Origin of the sequence: Acinetobacter sp. S54, assembly GCF_016624945.1 — a bacterium.
In the GTDB taxonomy this organism is placed as follows: domain Bacteria; phylum Pseudomonadota; class Gammaproteobacteria; order Pseudomonadales; family Moraxellaceae; genus Acinetobacter.
In genome coordinates this window covers 513,602-537,536 of the sequence record NZ_JACVUI010000003.1, presented here as the reverse complement: position 1 = coordinate 537,536, position 23,935 = coordinate 513,602, and the positions used below count along the sequence as shown (strand labels likewise).

Annotated in this window: 23 protein-coding genes; 12 read left to right on the top strand and 11 right to left on the bottom strand. The window is 38.9% G+C overall.

Going from position 1 to position 23,935, the window contains the following annotated elements; all coding sequences use genetic code 11:
* Positions 1-3: 3 nt before the first annotated feature.
* Together IAE20_RS08130 and IAE20_RS08125 are read right to left on the bottom strand one after the other, a co-directional pair.
* A complete protein-coding gene (locus IAE20_RS08130) occupies positions 4-696 on the bottom strand; it encodes an LrgB family protein (RefSeq protein ID WP_200481837.1) in 693 nt (230 codons plus the stop codon).
* Positions 693-1,127, bottom strand: coding sequence for a CidA/LrgA family protein (locus IAE20_RS08125; protein WP_200461651.1), 435 nt, complete (start codon positions 1,125-1,127; stop codon positions 693-695). Before IAE20_RS08125 ends, IAE20_RS08130 begins: the two co-directional genes overlap by 4 nt.
* A gap of 110 nt (positions 1,128-1,237) precedes the next feature.
* Here IAE20_RS08125 and IAE20_RS08120 point away from each other — a divergent pair, with 110 nt between their 5' ends.
* On the top strand, positions 1,238-2,137 hold the full coding sequence (locus IAE20_RS08120) for a LysR family transcriptional regulator (RefSeq protein WP_200481838.1): 900 nt from the start codon (positions 1,238-1,240) through the stop codon (positions 2,135-2,137).
* A gap of 66 nt (positions 2,138-2,203) precedes the next feature.
* On the opposite strand, the gene IAE20_RS08115 is transcribed toward IAE20_RS08120, so the two are convergent.
* On the bottom strand, positions 2,204-3,814 hold the full coding sequence (locus IAE20_RS08115; protein WP_200481839.1) for a purine-cytosine permease family protein: 1,611 nt from the start codon (positions 3,812-3,814) through the stop codon (positions 2,204-2,206).
* A 220-nt stretch (positions 3,815-4,034) separates the two neighbouring features.
* Here IAE20_RS08115 and IAE20_RS08110 point away from each other — a divergent pair, with 220 nt between their 5' ends.
* The 6 genes from IAE20_RS08110 to IAE20_RS08085 all read left to right on the top strand — a co-directional run bounded on the left by IAE20_RS08110 (position 4,035) and on the right by IAE20_RS08085 (position 7,214).
* Positions 4,035-4,286, top strand: coding sequence for a hypothetical protein (locus IAE20_RS08110; protein WP_200461646.1), 252 nt, complete (start codon positions 4,035-4,037; stop codon positions 4,284-4,286).
* Between the two features lie 6 nt (positions 4,287-4,292).
* The gene (locus IAE20_RS08105; protein ID WP_200461645.1) at positions 4,293-5,039 is read left to right on the top strand and encodes a zeta toxin; all 747 of its coding nucleotides are present in this window, start codon (positions 4,293-4,295) and stop codon (positions 5,037-5,039) included.
* A 101-nt stretch (positions 5,040-5,140) separates the two neighbouring features.
* Positions 5,141-5,560, top strand: a complete 420-nt coding sequence (locus IAE20_RS08100) for a YeeE/YedE family protein (RefSeq protein WP_200461644.1) — start codon at positions 5,141-5,143, stop codon at positions 5,558-5,560.
* Positions 5,557-5,967 carry a DUF6691 family protein gene (locus tag IAE20_RS08095; RefSeq protein ID WP_200481840.1) on the top strand — a complete coding sequence of 137 codons (411 nt, stop codon included), beginning with the start codon at positions 5,557-5,559 and terminating at the stop codon, positions 5,965-5,967. The genes IAE20_RS08100 and IAE20_RS08095 overlap by 4 nt, the downstream gene beginning before the upstream one ends.
* A gap of 5 nt (positions 5,968-5,972) precedes the next feature.
* Positions 5,973-6,851, top strand: a complete 879-nt coding sequence (locus IAE20_RS08090) for an MBL fold metallo-hydrolase (protein ID WP_200461642.1) — start codon at positions 5,973-5,975, stop codon at positions 6,849-6,851.
* Between the two features lie 3 nt (positions 6,852-6,854).
* A complete protein-coding gene (locus IAE20_RS08085) occupies positions 6,855-7,214 on the top strand; it encodes a YidH family protein (protein WP_200461641.1) in 360 nt (119 codons plus the stop codon).
* 197 nt (positions 7,215-7,411) lie between these two features.
* On the opposite strand, the gene IAE20_RS08080 is transcribed toward IAE20_RS08085, so the two are convergent.
* Positions 7,412-9,124, bottom strand: coding sequence for an electron transfer flavoprotein-ubiquinone oxidoreductase (locus tag IAE20_RS08080; protein ID WP_200481841.1), 1,713 nt, complete (start codon positions 9,122-9,124; stop codon positions 7,412-7,414).
* Between the two features lie 137 nt (positions 9,125-9,261).
* Positions 9,262-10,485 (bottom strand): MFS transporter, encoded by a 1,224-nt coding sequence (locus IAE20_RS08075; protein ID WP_227610909.1) that lies wholly within the window; start codon positions 10,483-10,485, stop codon positions 9,262-9,264.
* A 381-nt stretch (positions 10,486-10,866) separates the two neighbouring features.
* Here IAE20_RS08075 and IAE20_RS08070 point away from each other — a divergent pair, with 381 nt between their 5' ends.
* Both IAE20_RS08070 and IAE20_RS08065 read left to right on the top strand, forming a co-directional pair.
* A complete protein-coding gene (locus IAE20_RS08070; RefSeq protein WP_200461639.1) occupies positions 10,867-12,084 on the top strand; it encodes a CaiB/BaiF CoA transferase family protein in 1,218 nt (405 codons plus the stop codon).
* Between the two features lie 134 nt (positions 12,085-12,218).
* Entirely contained in the window at positions 12,219-13,064 is an 846-nt protein-coding gene (locus tag IAE20_RS08065; RefSeq protein ID WP_200461638.1) for an IclR family transcriptional regulator, read from the top strand.
* A 48-nt stretch (positions 13,065-13,112) separates the two neighbouring features.
* Here IAE20_RS08065 and IAE20_RS08060 read toward each other — a convergent pair whose 3' ends face one another.
* Positions 13,113-14,294 (bottom strand): MFS transporter, encoded by a 1,182-nt coding sequence (locus IAE20_RS08060; RefSeq protein WP_200461637.1) that lies wholly within the window; start codon positions 14,292-14,294, stop codon positions 13,113-13,115.
* A gap of 196 nt (positions 14,295-14,490) precedes the next feature.
* Here IAE20_RS08060 and IAE20_RS08055 point away from each other — a divergent pair, with 196 nt between their 5' ends.
* Entirely contained in the window at positions 14,491-15,714 is a 1,224-nt protein-coding gene (locus IAE20_RS08055; RefSeq protein WP_200461636.1) for a CaiB/BaiF CoA transferase family protein, read from the top strand.
* Between the two features lie 40 nt (positions 15,715-15,754).
* On the opposite strand, the gene IAE20_RS08050 is transcribed toward IAE20_RS08055, so the two are convergent.
* The 5 genes from IAE20_RS08050 to IAE20_RS08030 all read right to left on the bottom strand — a co-directional run bounded on the left by IAE20_RS08050 (position 15,755) and on the right by IAE20_RS08030 (position 21,092).
* A complete protein-coding gene (locus IAE20_RS08050) occupies positions 15,755-16,600 on the bottom strand; it encodes an IclR family transcriptional regulator (protein ID WP_200461635.1) in 846 nt (281 codons plus the stop codon).
* A 115-nt stretch (positions 16,601-16,715) separates the two neighbouring features.
* Positions 16,716-17,921, bottom strand: coding sequence for a 3-oxoadipyl-CoA thiolase (locus IAE20_RS08045; protein WP_200481842.1), 1,206 nt, complete (start codon positions 17,919-17,921; stop codon positions 16,716-16,718).
* 18 nt (positions 17,922-17,939) lie between these two features.
* Entirely contained in the window at positions 17,940-19,457 is a 1,518-nt protein-coding gene (locus IAE20_RS08040) for a 3-hydroxyacyl-CoA dehydrogenase (protein WP_200481843.1), read from the bottom strand.
* 51 nt (positions 19,458-19,508) lie between these two features.
* Positions 19,509-20,270 carry an SDR family oxidoreductase gene (locus IAE20_RS08035; protein WP_200481844.1) on the bottom strand — a complete coding sequence of 254 codons (762 nt, stop codon included), beginning with the start codon at positions 20,268-20,270 and terminating at the stop codon, positions 19,509-19,511.
* Between the two features lie 33 nt (positions 20,271-20,303).
* Complete coding sequence (locus IAE20_RS08030) at positions 20,304-21,092, bottom strand: enoyl-CoA hydratase (RefSeq protein ID WP_200481845.1); 789 nt, start codon at positions 21,090-21,092, stop codon at positions 20,304-20,306.
* A gap of 316 nt (positions 21,093-21,408) precedes the next feature.
* Between IAE20_RS08030 and IAE20_RS08025 the strand changes: the two genes are divergently transcribed.
* Together IAE20_RS08025 and IAE20_RS08020 are read left to right on the top strand one after the other, a co-directional pair.
* Positions 21,409-22,563: an acyl-CoA dehydrogenase family protein gene (locus tag IAE20_RS08025; protein WP_200461630.1), complete on the top strand. Its 1,155-nt coding sequence runs from the start codon at positions 21,409-21,411 to the stop codon at positions 22,561-22,563.
* 64 nt (positions 22,564-22,627) lie between these two features.
* Positions 22,628-23,908 (top strand): MFS transporter, encoded by a 1,281-nt coding sequence (locus IAE20_RS08020; RefSeq protein ID WP_200461629.1) that lies wholly within the window; start codon positions 22,628-22,630, stop codon positions 23,906-23,908.
* Positions 23,909-23,935: the final 27 nt, after the last annotated feature.

The following is a 23,935-nucleotide window of genomic DNA, read 5'->3' as shown; positions in this document are numbered from 1 at the left end:
AGTTTAAGCCAATAATTTAAAGATAAGATGAACCAGAAAAGGCCCCACAATCACCATAAAAATACCGGCCAAAACCATGGTTAAACTAGCAATAACACCTTCCTCTTTATTGCGCATATAAGCTTTACTTGTGCCAAAACCATGTGCTGCATTTCCAAGGGAAGCGCCGTTCGCCAAATATGATTTAAGCTTTAAACTAGCCAAAACCAAATCACCAAAAACGATCCCTACAATCCCGGTAATAATGGTAAATAAGATAACCAACTCTACAGAACCTCCAATGTGCTGAGTCAATTCCATTGCAAAAGGCGTAGAAATTGAGCGTGACATAAGGCTATAGGTGGTTTGTTCGTCGAAATGAAAAAGGCGTGCCAAATAAAATGCACTGACCATCCCCGCAGTCATGCCTACTATGATGCCCATACCAATCGATAATGCGTGTTGTTTGATTACATTACGATATTCATAAATGGGAATGGCAAATGCAACTGTAGTTGGACCAAGCATCCAGATGACCCATTGGTTATCCTGCATGTAAGTTTCATAGGACACATGAAAACTTAATAATAAGCCAATAATAACGACAGGGACTAAAATAGCAGGTGAAAAGGGTAAATACGGTAAACGACGATAAATTGGTTTTGCTAAGACATAACCGATTAATGTCCCGACTAAACAAATTAAAGCAATATTCATGGTTTTGCTCCATGTTGTTGCAGGGTTTGGGCTTTTGTTTTGTGGCGCTGTTCTAATCGTATTTCAAGTTTAAAGCATAGATGAACGGTATAGGCGGTAAATACCATGACACAGACTGTCCCAAGCAGAACGGCACAGATTAATTGCCAGCCTTCAGTTAAAAAAAGGGTTTTATAATTGATCAGACCCACCACACAGGGAATAAAGAATAGAACTAATTCGGCCAACATAAAGTCTGAACCAGTTTTGATCCATTCTAATTTAAATATACCGCTCAGTAGTCCAGCCAAAACTAGAAAGAGTCCAATCACACCCGCCGACACAGGGAGATTCAATCCATGTTGTAATACTGATCCAATCCACCAGAAACATAACAACAAACCAATTTGTGCAATGACTTTGGCCGAATATGTAAAACGCGATTGCGACACTGAATAACCTATGAACGAAATGATGAGCGGGGATGAAATAATTGTAGAATGAATTTTTATGTCATATTATGAATAATAAATAAATAATTATGCCTTTACGGAATAATTTAATGGATATTAAAGCACTTAAAATTTTTGTACAAATTATTCAAAGCCAAAGCTTTACCACCGCGGCTGAACAACTTTTCATGACACAGCCGACAGTGAGTAAAGCAATTGCTGCACTGGAACAGGAAATGGGCACTACCTTATTTAAAAAAGGTGACGCGGGACGTAAACGTGAAGTTGAACTGACATATACAGGTCAACAAATTTATCAACATGCACTCAAAATACTGGATGAACAAAAAAAGATTTATGAAACCCTGCAAGATATTAAACATTTGAAAAAAGGCAAACTGACTTTAGGCTTACCGCCTTTAGGTTCTGTATTATTGACATCCTTGATTGCATTGTTTCATAAACAATATCCGAATATTGAATTACAGTTTATGGAGGTTGGCTCCAATGCAATTTCAGAAGCAATTTTAAATCGAACGTTGGATGTAGGGGTACTTTTAAACAATCAAAACCCAATTTTGGCTGAAATTCCAATCATCGATTCACCATTATGCCTCGTCTCAAGTCCTGATTCAAAATGGAAAGGATGTGCTCATGTTGAGTTGATTGATTTAAAAGATCAGGATTTTTTATTTTATGATGATCGTTTTGCGTTAAATAAATTGATTCTCGAAGCCACCCAAAAGCTGGGATTTATGCCTCATATTGTATGTAAAAGTAGCCAGTGGGACTTTATCGTAAAAATGGTAGAACACCGTATGGGGATTGCTCTCATTCCACAAATTTATTGTGAGCAACTGGACCCCATAAAATTCAATATTAGCCTGATTAAAGACACACCTGTTCGCTGGAAACTTACAATGGCATGGAATACGTCTGTTCCCATGACGGCTGCAGCTAAGGCATGGCTCGATATTGTGAAGACTCATCAGGATGAAATTCATTTTTAAAAGCAAAAAATAAAGCCCTGATGAATCAGGGCGGAGTCAATTAAATTATTATGTGATTCAATTTTTTTATTTTTCCATCGTTTTACATAATGAGCAGATTACGCCGTTATGTCGATGTGAATACATAACATCTGGGCGCTCATAATCTTGATCGCAAGAAACGCAGGCATATACCGTAGCAACGGGCGTACCTTCGGCATCAAAGCGTGGTTCACTAATACCATCATCATGCTTTTTAATGTAATACTGACCTTTTGTGATTAAGCCCATAACAGGGGTCAGTACAAAGCCCACAATTAATGCAATTAATGGAGAATAAGAAGAGAGGAAATCTCCTAATAGACCAAAAAACGCTGCAATTGACAAGCCAGCAGCAGCGCCAAACGCAACCAAGCCAACAGGATTAAAGTCATACAGCATTTCACGACGGTATTCAGGTTGTTTTGGAGAAAGTTTTAGTAGGTGTTTATTAATGGCGATATCGGTCGCCACCACAACAACCCACGCAATCGCAAAGTTTGAATAAAAGCCAAGAATTTTGCCCAGTACAGCAAACATATTGCCTTCCATAAGTGCAAGGGCAACGGCTAGATTCACTAATACAAATATGATACGTCCCGGATATTTCTTGCTGATACGCGTATAAGCACTGGTCCACGCTAAAGAACCTGAATAAGCATTGGTCACATTAATTTTAATTTGGGAAATTACCACAAGAATCACAGCTAACGCTAAAGCTAACCAACCGGGTAACATGTCATGAAAAGCAGCATTAAATTGTTGTACAGGCTCAGTGGCATTGATACCAGGTAATTTGGTCAATAAATAAAAACCTAAAAAGGCGCCAATAATTTGTTTAATCGCACCAAGAATGACCCAACCTGGGCCAGCAGAAATCACCGCTGCCCACCACGACTTACTATTTTCTTTGGTTTTTGCTGGCATAAAACGCAAGTAATCAATTTGTTCGCCAATTTGCATAATTAAGGATAGACATACGCCCGCGCCCAACATAATCGCGGCCATATCCATGGGCGCATAACCACTATTGCCTGCATAAGTTGCAAAAGAACCCACCAGATTGGGTTCTTTATGAATTAGATAAGCCACAGGCCCAATCATAAGAATAAGCCAGATTGGAGTTGTCCAGACCTGTAGTTTACTTAAAGCTTTCATTCCATAGATGACTAAGGGAATAACCATAATAGTGGATATTAGATAACCTGCCCATAATGGAATGCCCAAGCCTAATAACAGGCCTTGCGCCATAATGGAACCTTCCAGCGCAAAAAAGATAAAAGTAAAGCTTGCAAAAATAATACTGGTAATCACTGAACCAAAATAACCAAAACCTGCACCACGAGTGATCAGGTCGAGGTCAATATTGTAGCGTGCTGCATAGTAAGCAAGGGGAATCCCTGTAATGAAGATAATAATGGCTGCAAAGAGAATAGAATAAATGGCATTGGTTGTACCATAAGTCATGCCAATACTGGCACCAATAGAGAAATCTGCAAGATAGGCAATACCACCAAGCGCTGTAATGGCAACAACTTTTGGACTCCAGCGACGAAAACTATGTGGCGCGTAGCGTAATGTATAATCTTCAAGTGTTTCATTTGCTGCATTATTTGGTTTGGTTGCATCAAAAGAATCCGTTACTGATGTGTTATGCATTCTTTATGACCTTATTTAAGTGGTAATATGGTGCATAAAGCAAGCAATGTGCCAACCTTAATAATAAAAGTGAGGATATTTGCTTAAAGGATAGAAGATGAAGGCATTAAAATTAATCTGATGAATATCTATAATTGAAAAAAGCTGCTCAAATAGACAATTTTTAAAATTATGCTAAGATAACTAAAACGTATTTTTATATGAATACGGGAGATCACGCATGACAGCATTTGTTGCAATGAAAGCCAGTCTAAGAGAGGAAGAAATGATTCCACATCTTGCTGTGGAGGCGTTTCGTCATGCTTTTTTTCACGCGTCACAATCCTCTTCAGTGGTTTATGCTAAAGATCAATATTTGCTTAAGCAATCATCCAATGGTGAAATAGAAGTCTTAAAAAATATTGCATCTTATTATATTGACGTTCCTGTGTCAGAAACGATTTTAAAACGTAAGAAAAAGGTGGCATTTTAATTTTATATGCCACAACCCAGAATAAGAATGTTCGCAGGTCCAAATGGATCTGGTAAAAGCACTATTAAAGATTATTTGCTGCCACGACATATTGGTGCTTATTTAAATGCAGATGAATTAGAAAAGCAGCTATTTCAGTATCAATCTTTTTCTTTGGCTGAATTTCATGAGTCATTGGAAAATCAGCAGCTAATTGAATTTTTAAAAGAAAAAAAACGTACAGTGAATCAGAGAATGATTCCTTTACTTCAGACTGAACCTATTATTTTAGCCAATGGCAATATCGCTTTTGATGCCAAGGAAATTGATTCTTATCTAGCAGCAAGAATCATTGATTTTATTCGCCTTAAATTTCTTGAGTTGAACATTAGCTTTACCTTTGAGACAGTAATGTCACATGTTAGTAAGGTTGAGTTTTTACAACAAGCCAAAGCTCAAGGTTTTCGAACGTATCTGTATTTTGTTTCTACGGTTGATCCTGATATTAATATTAATCGAGTGCAATATCGAGTGAGTCAGGGCGGACATAATGTACCTGAAGATAAAATCAGAACGCGTTATCACAGAAGTATGGATTTACTGTTAGAGGCAATTGATACCTCAGATCGAGCTTACATTTTTGATAATTCTTCAGATGGGACACAAGCATCCTTTTTAGCAGAAATTGAAAAGTCAGAAATTCTTAAGCTTAATAAAAATTTGCAGAAATTTCCTAAATGGTTTGTTGATCGAGTCTTAAATGAGTTTATGTAAACTGTTCATCTATTCTTTAATTGTGAAGATTAATCAAAGTAGTATTGATTAAATTATAAAAATATATATTATTATTTTATATATTGTTTTAAGGCTAAATGATGCACAGTTTTTTGTTGGCTTTTATCGGAGGCTTATTGCTCGGAATAGCTGTGATAGGTTATCTGTATGTAAATGGCCGTATAGCAGGTGTCAGTGGTTTACTCGCACAGGCAATAAATCCTGAAACGCTTACTAAAACACCAGCAATTTGGTTCTTACTGGGTTTATTCATTACGCCGTTTTTTTTCCATTATTTCTATACACCTGAAATTAAAATTAATTCAAACCCCTATGTATTGATACTCGCAGGTCTATTCGTCGGCTTTGGTACACGTATGGGATCGGGTTGCACTAGTGGTCATGGTATTTGTGGTTTGAGTCGTTTATCCAAGCGGTCTTTAATCGCCACAACCATGTTTATGTTGGCAGGATTTATTACAGTTTATGTGATTCGTCATGTATTAGGAGTTAACCAATGAAAAATATATTTGCTTTTCTATTTGGTTCTCTTTTTTCATTAGGTCTAATGATTTCAGGCATGTCTAATCCTGAAAAAGTTCTCTCATTTTTAGATGTATTTGGTACATGGGATGCAAGCTTGGCCTTTGTCATGATAGGAGCAATTTTAGTGGCTTTTATTCCATTTCAAAGAATGAAACGACATCCTATAACTATTTTTAAGGAAAAAGTTGAGCTCCCTCAAAATAATCAGATCGATAAAACCTTGGTTGTAGGGTCATTTATCTTTGGCATTGGGTGGGGGATAGCAGGAATATGTCCTGCACCCGCATTAACCTTGATCGGATTAGGACATTATCAGGCGATATATTTTATTGGAGCGATGTTAGTTGGAATTATTCTTTATCGAAAAATAGTAGGGACATAAGTGATATGAAGACTCAGAAACCACTAGTTAAAAGTTTTTTTGATGAGGCGACTAACACCTTTACTTACGTTGTCACAGATGCTGATACCAAACAGAGTGCGATTATTGATAGTGTGCTGGATTATGATGCAGCTTCAGCGACCACATCCACCATTCAAGCGGATAAAGTCATTCATTATGTCCATGAAAATAGCCTAAGTATAGAATGGATATTAGAAACACATGTACATGCTGACCATTTGACGGCTTCACAATATTTAAAAAAACACTTAAGTGGCAAAATTGCCATGAGTGGGAAAATTTCAATCGTCCAAAAAGCATTTAGTCAAATTTATAATCTTGATCCCCAACATTTTACGCAATACCCAGCCTTTGACTATTTATTTGATGATGATGAGCATTTTAAAATAGGCAATTTAGATGCTTATAATATTCCCACACCCGGACATACACCAGCATGTTTAAGCTATGTCATCGGTGATGCTGTTTTTGTTGGGGATACATTGTTTATGCCAGATTATGGTACAGCACGTTGTGATTTTCCGAATGGAAGTGCAGCTCAACTCTACGATTCAATTCAACGTTTATATGTTTTGCCTGAACATATGCGTATGTTTCTATGTCACGATTATTTGCCTAAAACAAGAGATTATTTCGTAGGTGAAACTGACGTCAAAACACAAAAGCAATCAAATATCCATATTCATTCAGGCACTACGAAACCAAATTTTATTAAAATGCGTGAAGCTAGAGATGTTACACTGACTATGCCAAAGCTGATTTTACCTGCCATTCAGATCAACATGGATGCTGGAAATTTTCCAATGCCTGAATCAAATGGTCAATCTTATTTAAAATTACCGCTAAATTATTTTAAAGTCTGAGTTATGTCAAATTTAGAAGATCCCCGCGTATTACTTGCTCTTGAGCGAACCTTACTTGCATGGAATAGAAGTAGCCTAGCTTTAATTGCTTTTGGATTTTTAATTGAAAAATCGACATTACTTATTCATCTTATAGATCCAGTCCGCTATCACGATAAAATTTTGTTTAATCGTTGGCTAGGCGTACTTGTCATCGTTTTGGGATTAATGATTAGTGTATTATCGGTTATTCAGTATCGAGTTGCGCTTAAGTCACTTACGCCGTTAGAAATGATTGAAGGTTACCGGACCAATTTACCTATTGTATTAAGTTACTTCACTATATTAAGTGCGATTATGCTGATTATTTCTTTTTGGATTTAATTTTTAACCATAGCCCCCTTGGGGACTATGGTTACCTAAAAAATAATATAACGCACTAATATAATTAGTGTTTATATATAAGTTTAAAACAAACTTATATATTTGGTTCGGCCTTTTTTATTAAAAAATAACCATATTCTTAACGTTTACATATTTGGATATGAGGAGCGACTAAAGCTCTGCAAGAACTATCCAAATTACATATTTGGATAATTCGGCCCACCACCGCCTTCTGGCGCTACCCATGTGATGTTCTGAGATGGGTCTTTAATATCGCAGGTCTTACAATGCACACAGTTCGCTGCATTGATCTGAAAGCGTTTAGAACCATCATCGTTTTCCATAATTTCATAGACACCAGCAGGGCAATAGCGCTGCGCGGGTTCATCCCATTTCGGTAAGTTGATGTCCACTGGAATAGATGATTCGGTCAGTTTCAAATGCACTGGCTGATTTTCTTCATGCACAGTATTAGATACGAATACCGAAGACAAACGATCAAAAGTCAATTTACCATCTGGTTTTGGATAGTTTGGCTTAAAGGTTGAAGTATCCACTGTTTTCAGTACAGCGAAGTCTCGTTTAAGATCATGCAAAGTGAATGGCACTTTTAAAACATTTTGATCAATAAAGTTAAATGCACCCCCCATCCACTGACCAAATTTGTGCATTGCGGGGCCAAAGTTGCGTGAGTGATATAACTCTTCTTTCAACCAGCTATTATCAAACTTTTGTGTATAAGCATTCAGTTCTTTATCAAAAAAGTCTTCACCATCAACCACACGAGCAATGGCTAAATCGCCCCCTTTTTCTACTCCACGCGCAATCGCTTCAAATACTGCTTCACCACAGAGCGTGCCTGATTTCATTGCAGTGTGTGAGCCTTTGATTTTGGCAAAGTTTAGGAAACCTGCATCGTCACCAATCAGACAGCCACCCGGGAAAGTCAGTTTCGGTAAGGAGTTTAAACCGCCTTTGACCACGGCGCGCGCGCCATAAGAAATACGTTTACCACCTTCCAAATATTGTCTGATAAGTGGATGAGTTTTCCAGCGCTGCATTTCCATAAATGGATACATGTGCGGATTTTCATAAGATAGATCCACGATCATGCCTAAAGTCACCTGATTGTTTTCAGCGTGATATAACCACCATCCGCCAGAAGAACCAGTTTCAGATAAAGGCCAGCCAGCACCATGCATCACTAAACCTGGTTTGTGTTTAGCTGGATCAATTTCCCAAAGTTCTTTAATCCCGATGCCGTAGTGCTGAGGATCGATGTCTTTATCTAAGTCATATTTGGCAATTAAACGTTTGCCTAAATGACCTCGACATCCTTCAGCAAAGAGCGTGTATTTAGCGTGAAGTTCGTAACCCGGTGTGAAGTTAGCGGTTGGCTGTCCATCTTTAGCAATACCCATATCACCAGTTTGAATACCTTTTACCGTACCATCTTCATGGTAAAGCACTTCAGATGCAGCAAAGCCAGGGAAGATAGAAACCTCAAGTTCTTCGGCCTTTTGACCTAACCAACGCACCACATTACCCAGCGAGATGACATAATTGCCATCGTTATGCATGGTTTTAGGCACCATCCAATACGGCATTTTTTGTGATTTGGTATCGGACAACAAGAAATAAGTTTCATCATCTGTGACAGGAACGTTTAATGGGGCGCCTTGTTCTTTCCATTCTGGAAAAAGTTCATTGATGGCACGTGGTTCAAGCACTGCACCAGAGAGGATATGTGCACCAACTTCAGAGCCTTTTTCCACGACACAAACAGAAAGATCGGGTAAGTTTTTTTCAATCGCTAATTGACGAATTTTAATCGCAGCTGATAGACCCGCAGGGCCTGCACCAACGATGACAACATCAAATTCCATTGATTCTCGTTCAAAATTATCCATAATAAAAAAGAAATTTAGTTTCGCTTGTCGATATTTTAATTTGTTATTTTTAATAAAACAAGATTTATTTATAGATAAAAAAAGCCAGTAGGGCTAATACTGGCTATTAACTGGAAAGAAGTTAAATAATGGTATGATTATGATTTTTGTGGATCATACTGTTTTTCTTTAATGAAAAGCGCAGGAATTACGCCACAAATAAAGTATGCTGCGCCCATAACTACAAAGCCTAATCCGATAGAACCACCAGAGGCTAAATAACCTATGGTTGCAGGAGCAATGGCGGCACCTAATCGACCAACATTATAAGCACCACCAATGGCTGTACCGCGAATCGCAGTTGGAAAGCTTTCCGTCATATACGTTGCATTTACGCCATATGGAATGCCATATAGGAAACCAAAGATCACTAATAAATACAGAATATTGGCAGGGGAATTATAGAACACAATAAGTGGAAGGAAGATCGCAGTTCCTATGGCTCCAAAAGCGTAAGTAAAACGACGTCCAAGTTTATCGGCCATGTAACCAGCCAATATTTTACCTAAAATCATGGCGGTATAAGTACCAACCATGTAGGCGGTCATTTCCTTAAACTTCATGCCAAGTTCACTTTCAAGATAAGATGGCATCCAGTTATTTACACCATAGTAACCAAACTGCAAGAAACCAGCGGTCAATGCCCAGAGAATGAACATATTACGATTGCGTTTATCTTGAAAAATCAGTTTGAATGCAGATTCTTTTGGTTGTTCAGTACGTTGGATAGGCTGTAAGCGTGATTGTTGCCATGCAGTTGGTTCTGGTACAAGAACATGCATCAGCACGGCCATAATTACAGGAATAATGGCAATAAAAAACAGCATACGCCAGCCATGATCGGGAATAATCCAGCCAGCAAGTAGAGTTGCAACAATATAACCTACTGTCCAGCCTGCCTGTAAAGTTCCTAAAACCGTTGTTCGATAGCGTGTAGGCACATATTCTGCCATGAGAGTATTACAGGCAATATATAACGAACCCAATCCAAGAGAAGCAAAGAAACGTAAAATACCAAATTGTAAAAAGCTTTGGGTTAGTCCAAGTCCACAGGTTAATAATGAAAAAACCAGAATAGAAACAACGACAATGCGGACTCGCCCAAAACGGTCAGAAGCCCAGCCCCCAAAAATTCCGCCAATAGCCATACCAGCTAAGGTAAAACTACCTAACATTCCTGCTTCGACTGAGGTCAAGCCAAAATCTGCTTTAATACTGTTTAGACTATAAGAAAGCAACATTAGATCAGCGCCATCAACCAATAGCGCCAAAAATGCAAATAGAAATGCAATTTTCCATGTATTTGGCCCAACTCTGGACATCAATTCATTTGTATTCACAGCTATATTCCTTTACCACAGATAAAATATCCATACGATTAAACTGACGTTTTAGTCTTTAAAAGTCAGTAAATTGTATTGAGAGATTTTTAAAAATTTTTCGGATAGTAAAACAAAGAATCAAATAAAACAATAATTATAAAAATAAATATCGCTATGCGATATTTTGTTATTCTCATTAAATTTATGTTTTTTAATAAGAAATTTGATTAAAATAGAAAAGTACAACTTTAGTCTGTCCTTTATCAATATTTGCTATTGAGTTGAAACGGTGTATATTAGTCTTTTAATATCGCTATGCGAAATTTAATATTAATTTAGATATTAAATATTTCGTCGATTTTGGTTGTTATAGGAAGAAGTATGGGTGCTCTAGAAGGATTTCGTGTTCTAGATTTAAGTCGGGTTCTGGCAGGTCCGTGGTGTGGGCAAATTCTCGCTGATTTAGGTGCAGAGGTCATTAAGGTCGAACGTCCTAAACGCGGAGATGATACGCGTTCGTGGGGGCCACCTTGGATGAAAGATGACGAAGGACGCGACACACATGAAGCTGCTTATTATCAGTCGACCAATCGTAATAAACTTTCTGTTGCTATTGATATTGCAACCCCGGAAGGTCAAGAAGTAGTGCGCGCTTTGGCACTTGAATCAGATGTCGTTATTGAAAACTACAAGACAGGTTCATTAAAAAAATATGGGCTGGATTATGAAACATTATCCAAGTTAAACCCTAAATTAATCTATTGTTCGATTACAGGTTTTGGTCAAACAGGGCCTCGTGCCGAAGAACCTGGTTATGATTTCATTATTCAGGGTATGGGCGGACTTATGTCTGTGACCGGTGAAAAAGATGACTTACCAGGCGGTGGACCGCAAAAATTAGGTATCGCATTTTCTGATATTACCACTGGCTTATATTCAACAATTGCGATTCAGGCGGCATTATTGAATCGAAATATTACGGGCTTGGGTCAGTATATCGATATGGCGTTACTAGATGTGCAAATTGCAACGTTGGCAAATCAAGGGATGAACTATCTGGCATCAGGTAAAGTACCAGGCCGTTATGGCAATGCTCATGCCAATATTGTGCCTTACCAAGTGTTTAAAGCATGCGATCGTGATTTTATTATTGCCTGCGGCAATGACACGCAATTTATTCAGTTATGCCAAGCAATTGGTTTACCTGAACTGCCAATTAATCCCAAATTTACCCGAAATGCAGACCGTATCAAGCATCGCGAAGAAATCACTCAATTATTATCCGCACATTTTGCGCATAAAACTGCTGATGAATGGGTTGCAATGATTCATGCTGCAAAAGTTCCTGTTGGTGTGATTAATAATCTAGAACAAGCATTTGAAGAGCCTCAAGTCGTTGAACGAAAAATGTTGGTCGATATGCCACATCCGCAACGTAAAGATCTGAAAGTGATTGGGTCTCCCATTAAGATGTCTCGAACACCTATTGAATATAAACATGCACCTCCGATGTTGGGACAGCATACAGATGAAATACTTTCCAGAATATTGACCAAACAAACGCTGGATGAGCTAAAATCGAAAGGAATTGTAGAATAAGGCTACAAAAAGGTGGAAATAGCAAAAGAAGTAAACGTTTTTCTACATGCTTCTTTTGCTATTAATAGAATAAATAGATTATAATTTTCGCAATGCGAAACATTAATTAATTGAGTTGAGTACGCTCTAATACCATGACTGATTTAAACGAAACCGAACAAACTGAAAAACTACTGGTTCCGCTGCGCCATGAATTACTTCATCCCATTGAAGATATGCAGGAAGAAGATGATCGTCAGTTTATTACTGCGCTTGCGCGTGGTTTAGAGCTTTTACGCTGTTTTTCAGCCAAACAACCGCATCTGGGCAATCAGGAATTGTCTCAAATGACAGGTTTGCCTAAACCGACTATTACGCGTTTAACCCATACGTTGTCACGTCTTGGTTATATTCGTCAGGTGCCTAATTCAACTAAATTTCAGTTGTCCGTTGGTGTTCTTGCATTTGGTTATTCCATGCTTGCAAATGTATCTGTACGCTCAATTGCCCAACCTTATATGAAAGAACTTGCCGATTATGCAGGTGCTGCGGTTGCCATGTCGACACGTGATCGTTTAAACATGATCTATTTAGACGTAGTACAGGGTAAAGGGAATGTAACCATGCGTCGTCAGGTGGGAACCTATTTGCCGATTCATCTAAGTTCAATGGGCCGCGCGTGTCTGGCTGCTATGCCTGAAGATGAACGTGACTTTCTGTTGAATGCTATCCGCAATAAACACAAGGAAGACTGGATTAAGATTAATCGTGATCTAGATAAAGCCTTCAAAGATTATCAGGACTTTGGTTACTGCTTCTCGATTGGAGATTGGCATAAAGATGTAAATTCTGTGGCTGTGCCTTTGTTGCATGAGCAGCATGGCTTATTGGTGTTTAATTGTGGCGGGCCAAGCTTCATTATGAAACGTGAGAAATTGGAAGAAGATATCGCACCGCGTTTATTGCATATGGTCAATAATATCAAAACTGAAATTGGTTAATCTCTATTTCATATATCACCGCCAGTAACGATAGAATTACTGGCTTTTTTATTGCGTTAAAATCGGCGATGATTTTGCATCACGAAGACAACCGTAAAGTGTCAAAATTGCAAAAAATATTCCTAAAACACAAACACCCTGCCAGCCATAATGTCGCCATGCATAACTACCCGCAGTTGTTCCAACTGCACCTCCAGTAAAATAACTGGTCATATAAATAGCATTAAATCTTGATCTCAGTTGTTCATTTAGTTTAAAGACAATGCTTTGATTAGTGACATGAACAGCGGAAAGACAAGAATAGATCAAGACTGTTGCAAGCACATAAAATACAAATGATACAGGCAATAAACTAAAGAAAATCCAGCTCAGAATCAGCCCAAAACCACAGCAGATCGAAATTTTATGAATATAGCCTTGATCAATATATTTTCCTGAAAAATTGGCAATAAACGTCCCAATAATTCCGACAAAGCCAAACAACCCAATAGTAAAGTCGCTAAAATAATAGGGTGCAGGTGCGAGCAAAAGTGACATAGTCGTGAAGGTCATGCTAATGCCAGCAAAGGTGAGAAAACCAATATAGCTTCGACGGCGTAATCTTTGATTTTCCTTAAAAATAACGGGAATGGATCGAATTGTTTTAAAATAACTTTCAGACTTTGTGGCGGGAAAAGAACCGATTTTGTGATATAAAATTATGGCAATTGCCAATAATAAGAAGCCACTAATTAGATAAATAATATTCCATGCAAATAATGTCGACATTAGTCCTGATAATGAACGCGCCAACAAAATACCAATCATTAAACCACTGATGAGAAAACCAACAACACGGCCACTATGCTGAATGGGAACCAAACTAGCAGCTAGAGGCAGTAATAGCTGTGCTGAAACGGAAAATAATCCGGTGATCAATGTTCCTAGCATGATCAATCCGATATGATTGGAAAATCCACTAATCAGTAAACCCACAGATGCCAACAACATTAGAATAAATAATAGCCGTCTTTTTTCTAAAATATCCCCCAAAGGCATGAGAAAAAGTAACCCACTGGCATAGGCAATTTGAGCCAGTGTGGGAACCCAAGCAATCGTGGTTTCTGAAAGATGAAGTGACAAAGCCATCGAATGAACTAAGGGCTGGCTAAAATAATTACTTCCTGAGCAAATACCAGCAGCAACTGCCATCAAAATAACGGTTGGTGTATAGATACTCGAAGATTTCATGTACATTCACTTGAGTTTTGCAATGCAATGGTATTGCACAGAAGAGGGAAAACTAAGCTTAATCAAAAATAAATATTTTTACAATAATAATAGAATTTTATTTTGCAATGCGATATTTTGATTTATTATTTAAGCATCGAATGTAATTTCGATTTTAAGGAATAACTAAATTTTATCAACAATAATGAGGAATGATATGGGTGCCTTAACAGGATTTAGGGTTCTGGATTTAAGTCGTATTCTGGCTGGCCCGTGGTGCAGTCAAATTTTAGCGGACTTGGGTGCAGAGGTCATCAAGATTGAAAAGCCATTTCATGGCGATGACACAAGGATCTGGGGGCCTCCATTTCTCAAAAATAATGAAGGTGATGACACAGGCGAGTCGGCTTATTATTTATCAGCAAATCGTGGTAAACATTCGGTTGCGATTGATTTAGCCAGTACTGAAGGTCAAGCATTAATTAAAAAAATGGTGCTAGAAAGTGATGTTCTTATTGAAAACTATAAAGCGGGCTCTCTTAAAAAATATGGGCTGGATTATGAAAGCTTAAGTCAGATCAATCCAAAACTGGTGTATTGCTCAATCACAGGTTTTGGACAAAAAGGGCCTCGTGCTGCCGAACCGGGCTATGATTTTATTATTCAAGGCATGGGCGGCATGATGAGTGTCACTGGTGAACGGGATGATTTACCTGGTGGCGGTCCACAGAAAGCAGGTTTGGCATTTGCAGATCTGACTACAGGTCTGTATGCCGCAATTGCGATTCAGGCAGCTTTATTGTCTCGTGTCACCACAGGCGAAGGTCAACATGTTGATATGGCATTACTTGATACTCAAGTGGCTTCGCTTTCGGTATTGGCCATGAATTATTTAACTTCATCGAAAATACCAGGACGCTTTGGTAATGCTCATGCCAATATTGTGCCTTATCAAGTGTTTAAAGCCCAAGAAGGTGAATTCATTATTGCCTGTGGTAATGATCAACAATTTAAAGCACTATGTCAAAGTATCGGTTTACCTGAACTTTGTGAAGACCCTAAATTTGCAAAAAATAAGGGCCGAGTCATGCATCGCGAAGAAATCAGTGCGATTCTGCAACAGCATTTTATGACTCAACCTGCTCAGACTTGGGTCGATCGTATTCATGCAGTTCAAGTCCCTGTAGGCATGATTAATAACTTACAACAGACCCTAGAAGAAGAGCAGGTGGTTTATCGGGAAATGGTGGTGAATATGCAGCATCCTCTCCGTTCAGATTATGTTTCAATTGGCTCACCCATCAAATTATCCAAAACACCTGTGCAATATGTCAAAAGCCCGCCATATTTAGGTGAAGATACTGATCAAATTTTAAATCGTTTTTTATCAGCAAGTGAGTTGCAAGAGTTAAAAGACAAAAAAGTTGTTCAACAAGGCTAAAATAAAAGGAGCAGTTAATTAAGCTGCTCCTTTGTTATATTTATAGGCTTTCTGTTAGTGCATCTTGAATACTATTTACCATATATCTCAAGCGTGGACCGATCTCTTCAATTAATTTTTCTGAACTTAATAAATAAGCAGGGGAACCGCAGTTAAACACATATAGTCCATGTTTAGAGCTTACCAAGGGGACAGCAACGGAGTTAATCCCTTGTTGCCATTCACCTAAAGATAAACAATATCCATATTGGTTATACTGTTCAAAAGCTCGTTCCAATTTTTCTTTAATATCTGGCCATTGTTCGGGTTCACGTTTTTTAATGGCATCTAAAAGTAAATTTCTTTCATATTCTGGTGTTGCGACTAAACAGGCGCGACCCATCGAGCTGTTATGTAAGGGCAAGGTTGAGCCAATTGGACGGCGTAGTGTGCTATTGGTTTGCACTACATCCAAATACAGCATGTTTAGACGATCGCGTGCTGCCAGTGCCACAGGAGCATGCGCATAGAGGCTCATTTCTTCCATAAAAGGATGAGCTGTTGTACGAATAGTAAGGTTTGATAATGCTGCATAACCTAAAGAAAGTACGCCGATATCTAGCATGTATTTAGGTGAGTCTGGCATTTGTTTCAAATAGCCTAAGCTAACTAAAGTATTTGTAATTCTGGCAATGGTTGGCTTTGGTAAACCTGTCATTTTTGCAAGTTCCAAATTCCCTAAAACTTGGTGTTGTAAAGAGAAACAACGAAGTAATTCCAATCCACGTGCCAATGAAGCAATAAACTGAGGATTATTTTCACGATGAATATGAGAGATAGGATCTAAACGAATTTCATCAAAATGAAGAGTTTTATCATTCTTTTTAGTTTCAGCGCTTTGGGCCATTGAGTTCTCAAATTAAAGACTATATCAGGATAATAGAGCATTTTATTTTGCATTGTAAAATGAATCCATTCATCACTGCGCTGGTGTGATGAATGGATATTTGAAATGAAAAAGATTATGAAACGTTTTCAATTACCATTGCCAAGCCTTGACCCACACCAATACAAAGGCTGACCACTGCATATTTTTTATTACGACGTTGTAATTCACGTGCTACAGTCAGAGCCAAGCGCGCGCCAGATGCGCCCAATGGATGACCGATCGCGATTGCACCACCATTTGGATTGACACGAGGATCATTAAAATCAACGTCTAAGCCTTTTAGGCAAGATAAGACTTGTGAAGCAAAAGCCTCATTGATTTCAATGATATCCATATCATCTAAGGTTAAACCTGCACGAGAAACTGCTTTTTTGATAGCTTCGATAGGACCAGCCCCCATAATACGGGGTTCAACACCAGCCGCCGCAGCGGATAAAATTTTTGCCATTGGTTTCAGGCCATATTTTTGACCTGCTGCTTCAGAACCGACCAGAACAGCTGCTGCACCATCATTAATACCCGATGCATTACCCGCAGTGACGACACCACCTTCAAATAAAGATTTTAATTTGGTTAAAGCTTCAACAGTTGAACTCGGACGCGGATGTTCATCTTCAATCACCTGTTTTGGTGGTAATTTTTTGCCTTGAGAAACTTCAACAGCAGTAATTTCACCTGCAAAGAAACTATCTTCTTTAGCTTTTTGATATTTTGCTTGAGATTGAGCAGCAAATAAATCGGCTTGTTCACGGGTAATACCATATTCAACTGCAACATTATCACCCGTTTCTGGCATTGAGTGGCCGCCATATTGCGCAACAATTTTTTTATTTGGAAAACGTGAACCAATTGTAGTATCAAAGATTTTAGCTTCACGGCTGTAAGCACTTTCGGCTTTACCCATAACAAAAGGAGCGCGTGACATACTTTCTACACCACCCGCAATATATAAATCGCCTTCACCACAGGTAATGGCGCGTGCAGAGTCAATAATTGCGCCCAAACCGCTTGCACATAAACGGTTGACTGTTTGACCCGGTACAGTAACAGGCAAACCTGCCAATAACGCTGCATGACGTGCAACGTTGCGACTGTCTTCGCCAGCCTGATTGGTATCACCTAAAATAACATCTTCAATATCTGCACCAGATACCCCTGTTTTTTCAATCAAACGTTGAATGACCAAACCCGCTAGGTCATCGGGACGTATTGATGCAAGCTCACCAGCATGGCGACCAAATGGAGTACGTAAACCGTCATAAATATAAGCGTTTAACATGGAAATTCCCTTTTTAGATTAAGCAATAAATGTAAGTGGAAGATGAAGTGCGACACGGCGTTGTAACCATGGGCTAGGGCGGTAACGTGGGTCGTAAGTCAATTCAGAAATGCGGTTTAAGATCAATAAAATCTTGTCTGCACCGAGTACATCGCCCCATTCAATCGGGCCATATGGATAACCCAGACCTAGACGCACAGCAGCATTAATGTCATCCACCGTTGCAATATTTTGTTGAGCAATGTCACAACCTAAATTAATCACCATTGCCAATACACGTTGTGCAACAAAACCAGTACTTTCGTTAATACAACTTACGATGGCACCATCAAGATTAAATAGGGAATGAGCGGCTTGAACATAACTGGTTTCAGTGGCAAGTGATGGCATTAAGGTACGATGCTTTTCGATACCATAGAGCATATCAATAGCAACACTGTGTGCTGGATTCACTTGTAGGCGCTGCGCTGCATGAGTAGTATCTTCGCCATAACATGCCAAGAGACATAAGCTTTCTGCTTGTGGTGTTATTCCTGTATCGAGTTGAACATTCTGCGCTGTTAAATAGGCCTCAAGCACTTTTTTATCATCTGCAAAATCAGCCGCAATCCAGACAGCAGGATAACGATCTAAACGCTCAACCATTTTGACAGGTGTTTCACCCGTTTTGCTTCCAGTGCGGTAGTCATAAAACCCTTGACCTACTTTACGGCCCAACTGTTTTGCTTCCAGCATTTGTTTGGTTAATGAGTTCGGACGATAGCGAGCTTCTTCATAATATTGATGATAGATCGATTCCATCACAGGATGAGAAACATCCAAACCTGTTAAATCCATTAACTCAAATGGCCCCATTCTAAAACCAACGCCATCCCGGAGAATGCGGTCAATTTCGCTAATATCTGCGACATTTTCATTCAGAATTTTAAGTGCTTCGGTGCCATACGCACGACCCGCATGGTTAATGATAAATCCTGGGGTGTCTTTTGCAACAACTGGACGATGACCAAAAACACGGGATAGTTGATTTAGCGTGTCAACATGCTTAGGATCCGTTTTTAGACCTTGAATGACTTCCACCACTTTCATGAGTGGTACAGGATTAAAAAAATGGTAGCCAATTACACGTTCAGGATGTTTACAATTTGCCGCGATCGCTGTAATTGAAAGTGATGATGTATTAGATGCCAAAATAGTGGTTTCTGGAACAATTGCTTCAAGTTGATCCATGAGCGATTGTTTGATATCCAGACGTTCAATAATGGCTTCAACGATGAGATCACAGTCTTTTAAATCGGTAAGTTCATTGGCAATTAAAAGATTAGCATTGGCTGAATCGGCTTGTTCAGTCGTAATCTTATTTTTATCAAGTAACTTTTGAAATGTCGCTCCCAATTTTTCCTTTGCCTGTTGTGCTGCGCCTGTTTTGGCGTCATACAAATAAGTAGTATGGCCTGACTGAGCTGCAATCTGAGCAATACCGCTACCCATTACACCTACGCCGATAATGGCAATTTTATTAATCTGTTGTGTCATGATGACTGTCCTAAGATGCTGTAATCATTTGAAAAATAAGGATATGAAAATTTAAGTAAGCCGCTGTTTGTCGCCATCAATAGGTAATATCTGCCCTGAAATGGAACTCGCACTGTCTGATGCCAGAAAAACACAAAGATCTGCAATGTGTTTTGGATTGACAAAATGTTTTAGCGATTGATTGGCTAAAGCATTCTGCGTCGCTTCATCCAGCGAAATATTCATGGCATCTGCACGTGCTTGTAATACCCGTTGTACACGTTCGCCATCAACTGCACCCGGAAGTACTGCATTTACGCGAATATCAAAGGCACCTAATTCCATCGAAAGGGTTTTGGTAAAACCAATTATTCCCCATTTTGAAGTTGAATAGGCCAATCTAAAGGGATAGCCCATACGTCCAGCAATGGAAGAAAGATTGATGACCACACCAGATGGTGATTGCTTTAAATAAGGAATAGCCAATTTGGTCATCATAAAAGTACTGTTCAAATTCAGATTTAAAACCTGCGTCCAGTCTTCAAAACTCAGTTCTTCTGCTGCAACGGTTGGGCCAGAAACTCCAGTGTTATTGACTAAAATGTCCAATCCACCCAATTGGCGTAAGGCACTTTCAAACATTGAAGGAATAGCATCCATTTGGCCAAGATCACAGTAGGCGATATGCAATTGTGGATAGTCCTGTTTAAACAGCTTTAAACTATCTTCATTGATATCGCAAACGAAAACCTCATCATCTTGTTTTAAAAAAGCTTCAGCAATACAGCGGCCGATTCCTGAGCCACCCGCACTAATAAGAACTTTACGTGCCATTATTTCATTCCCTAAATATTCGTCTATGAAGATTTATTTACCTTGATAAGATGGTTTGCGTTTTTCAATAAACGCACTGATACCTTCATTTTTATCTTCAGTCGAGAACAGTAATTGGAACGATTTGCGCTCTAAAGTTAAACCTGCATTCAATGGCACATCTTCGCTCATTAAGGCAACTTCTTTGATTTGCTGTAAAGCAATCGGTGGCATTTTTGCTAGACTTTGTGCCATTTTGATTGCAGTTGGAATCGTTTGATCATCTTCAGTAACTTGAGAAACCAGACCAATCACATAGGCTTCTTCTGCTGGAACCATTGCACCCGTCATAATCATACGCATGGCATGGAATTTTCCAACGGCGCGGAATAAACGTTGTGTACCGCCTGCACCAGGCATTAAACCAACTTTAATTTCAGGCTGTCCGAAAATCGCACCCTTACCTGCAATGATGATGTCACTGTGCATAGCAAGTTCACACCCGCCACCTAATGCATAACCATTTACAGCCGCAATTACAGGTTTTGGACATTGTGCGATAGCATTCCAGTAACGTTCGGTATGGCGCAACATCATTTCTGTTGAAGTCGCAGTTGCCATTTCTTTAAGATCAGCACCAGCTGCAAAAACTTCTTCGCCGCCTGTCAAAACGATCGCATTGATGTGTTCATTAAAACTGAGTTCAGTAAATGCTTGTGCAAGTTGTTTACGTACTTCCGTATTTAATGCATTTTTTGATTCTGGACGATGAATTTTGACAATTGCAATGTTCTCTATGGAATAGTCTATTTCAACAAAATTATCCTTTTTAATTTCTGTCATTTTTGCATCCATTGTTTCGCACATCAAAACTGTATTCCTCATATAATGCTTAAATAGTAAAAATTTTCAAGTGCTTTTTCTTACATATTCTTATTGTATTGCAAGGATAAATAATAACTGCTTGAAATATAAGCACCATATGGTTATTAATTTCGTTAAACGAAATTTATTTTTAAAAAGTATTGAAATGTTGGTTTTAATTCTCGTAGTATGAAACCAATCAAACGCAGAACTAAATTTTGTGAAACCTTGTGAACTGGCTAATTTGCGAAACAGTCAGTGGAAACAGCGAAACATATGAAATGGGAGATCGCTTATGATCCGCGATGAAGGAATGTTGCAACAATTACTCTCGACTATTCGAGATTTTGTAAAGAATGAACTAGTTCCAAGAGAACATGAAGTTGATGAACTCAATGATATTCCACAAGATGTTATTGAAAAAATGCGTGAGTTGGGTCTATTTGGATTAACTATTCCCGAAGAATACGGTGGTATGGGTCTCACCATGGAAGAAGAGGTCAATGTCGCTTTTGAGTTGGGACATACTTCTCCAGCATTTCGATCGTTAATTGGTACAAATAACGGAATTGGCTCAAGCGGTTTGATTATTGATGGGACTGAAGAGCAAAAACAAAAATATTTACCACGTTATGCCAGCGGTGAAATTATCGGTTCATTTTGTTTGACCGAACCAGAAGCGGGTTCAGATGCCGGTTCATTAAAAACCAACGCAGTAAAAGATGGTGATTTCTATATCTTAAATGGTACAAAACGTTTTATTACCAACGCCCCACGAGCTTCAACTTTTACCGTTATGGCACGTACTAACCCAGAAATTAAAGGGGCAGGCGGTATTTCTGCATTTTTGGTTGAAGCCAATACACCCGGGATTTCACTGGGCAAAATCGATAAAAAAATGGGGCAAAAAGGTTCCCATACCTGTGACGTCATTTTTGAAAATTGCCGTATTCCTGCCTCTGCTTTAATTGGTGGTGTTGAGGGTGTTGGCTTTAAAACAGCGATGAAAGTCTTGGATAAAGGTCGTCTACATATTGGCGCATATAGTGTTGGTGTTGCAGAACGTATGTTGGATGATGCATTACTTTATGCAGTTGAGCGTAAGCAATTTGGTCAGCCGATTGCAAATTTCCAACTTATTCAAGCCATGCTCGCAGATTCTAAAGCGGAAATTTATGCTGCCAAATGTATGGTTTTAGATGCAGCACGTCGTCGTGATGCAGGTCAGAATATAAGTACCGAAGCATCATGCGCCAAAATGTTTGCGACTGAAATGTGTGGTCGTGTTGCAGATCGTTGTGTGCAAATTCATGGGGGCGCGGGTTATATCAGCGAATACTCAATTGAACGTTTTTATCGTGATGTACGTTTATTCCGTCTTTATGAAGGTACAACTCAGATTCAACAAATCATTATTGCGAAAAATATGATTAAGGAAGTGACTGCTTAACTTTTTAGTGAAGTAAACATGAGGCAATTGGATGCCTCATGTATTTTTGTCTGAGGAAAGAGACATGACAACAGATACAATTACATCAAGTAGTACAATACAGGCGATTCAAACGCCTAGGAAAATCTGGATTACCGCCTTTATATTTGCTTTCCTTGCTTTACTCTGTGATGGTGCAGATTTGGGCTTTTTGGCTCTGAGTTTAACCAGTCTTAAAACAGAATTTCATCTTACTGGGGTACAAGCGGGAACATTAGGTAGTTTAACCTTATTTGGTTCAGCCATTGGTGGTTTATTTGGTGGATGGGCCTGCGACCGTTTTGGTCGTGTGCGTATTATTGTTTTTTTTATTGCCTATTCTTCGATTTTGACTTGTGCCTTGGGTTTTACTCATTCTTTTGAACAGTTTGCCATTGTACGTGTGTTTGGCTCTATGGGTTTAGGGGCTCTCTATATTGCCTGTAATGTACTCATGTCTGAAATGGTACCAACTAAACATCGTACTACAGTGCTCGCTGCTTTAATGACGGGTTATACACTGGGTTCATTATTGGCGACGCTTTTGGCTGGTCATATTATTCCAGATCATGGTTGGCGCTATCTATACTGGTTATCTATCACTCCAATTGTATTGTCTTTCTTTATGTATTTCATGGTGCCTGAACCAGAATCATGGAAAAAATCTCGCCAAATTCGAGCTGCTCAAACGGATGGCGGTATGAAAGCAGTAAAACGTGAAAATCCGTACCGTGAAATCTTTAAAGAAAAGAAACATGGAATTATGTTTTTGCTTTGGGTTATCAGTACCGGCGCATTACAGTTTGGCTATTATGGTGTAAGTAACTGGTTACCAGCTTATCTAGAGTCTGAGCTCGGCATTAAATTTAAAGAAATGGCAATGTATATGGTGGGTACCTTCATCATTATGATCTTTGCCAAAATTATTGCAGGGATGATTGCTGATCGCTTGGGTCGTCGTGCTGTATTTGCCTTCGGAACGATTGGTACCGCGTTGTTTATTCCAGTAATCGTGTATCTGAATACACCTGTGAATATTCTTTGGCTAATGCTGTTTTTTGGTTTCCTTTACGGTATTCCTTACGCTATCAATGCCACATATATGACAGAAAGCTTTCCAACCTCTATTCGTGGTTCGGCAGTTGGTGGTGCATACAATGTCGGTAAAGTTCTGTCTATTTTCTCTCCACTTACTATTGGTTATTTATCACAAAACGGTTCGATTGGCTTAGGTCTGTTGGTTATGGCAGGTGCTTATTTTATTTGCGGTGTGATTCCTCTGTTATTTATTAAAGACCGACTGTTTAACCCGCAAAAAGCCGATTAAAAGCTCATTAAGTAACGATATATTTTA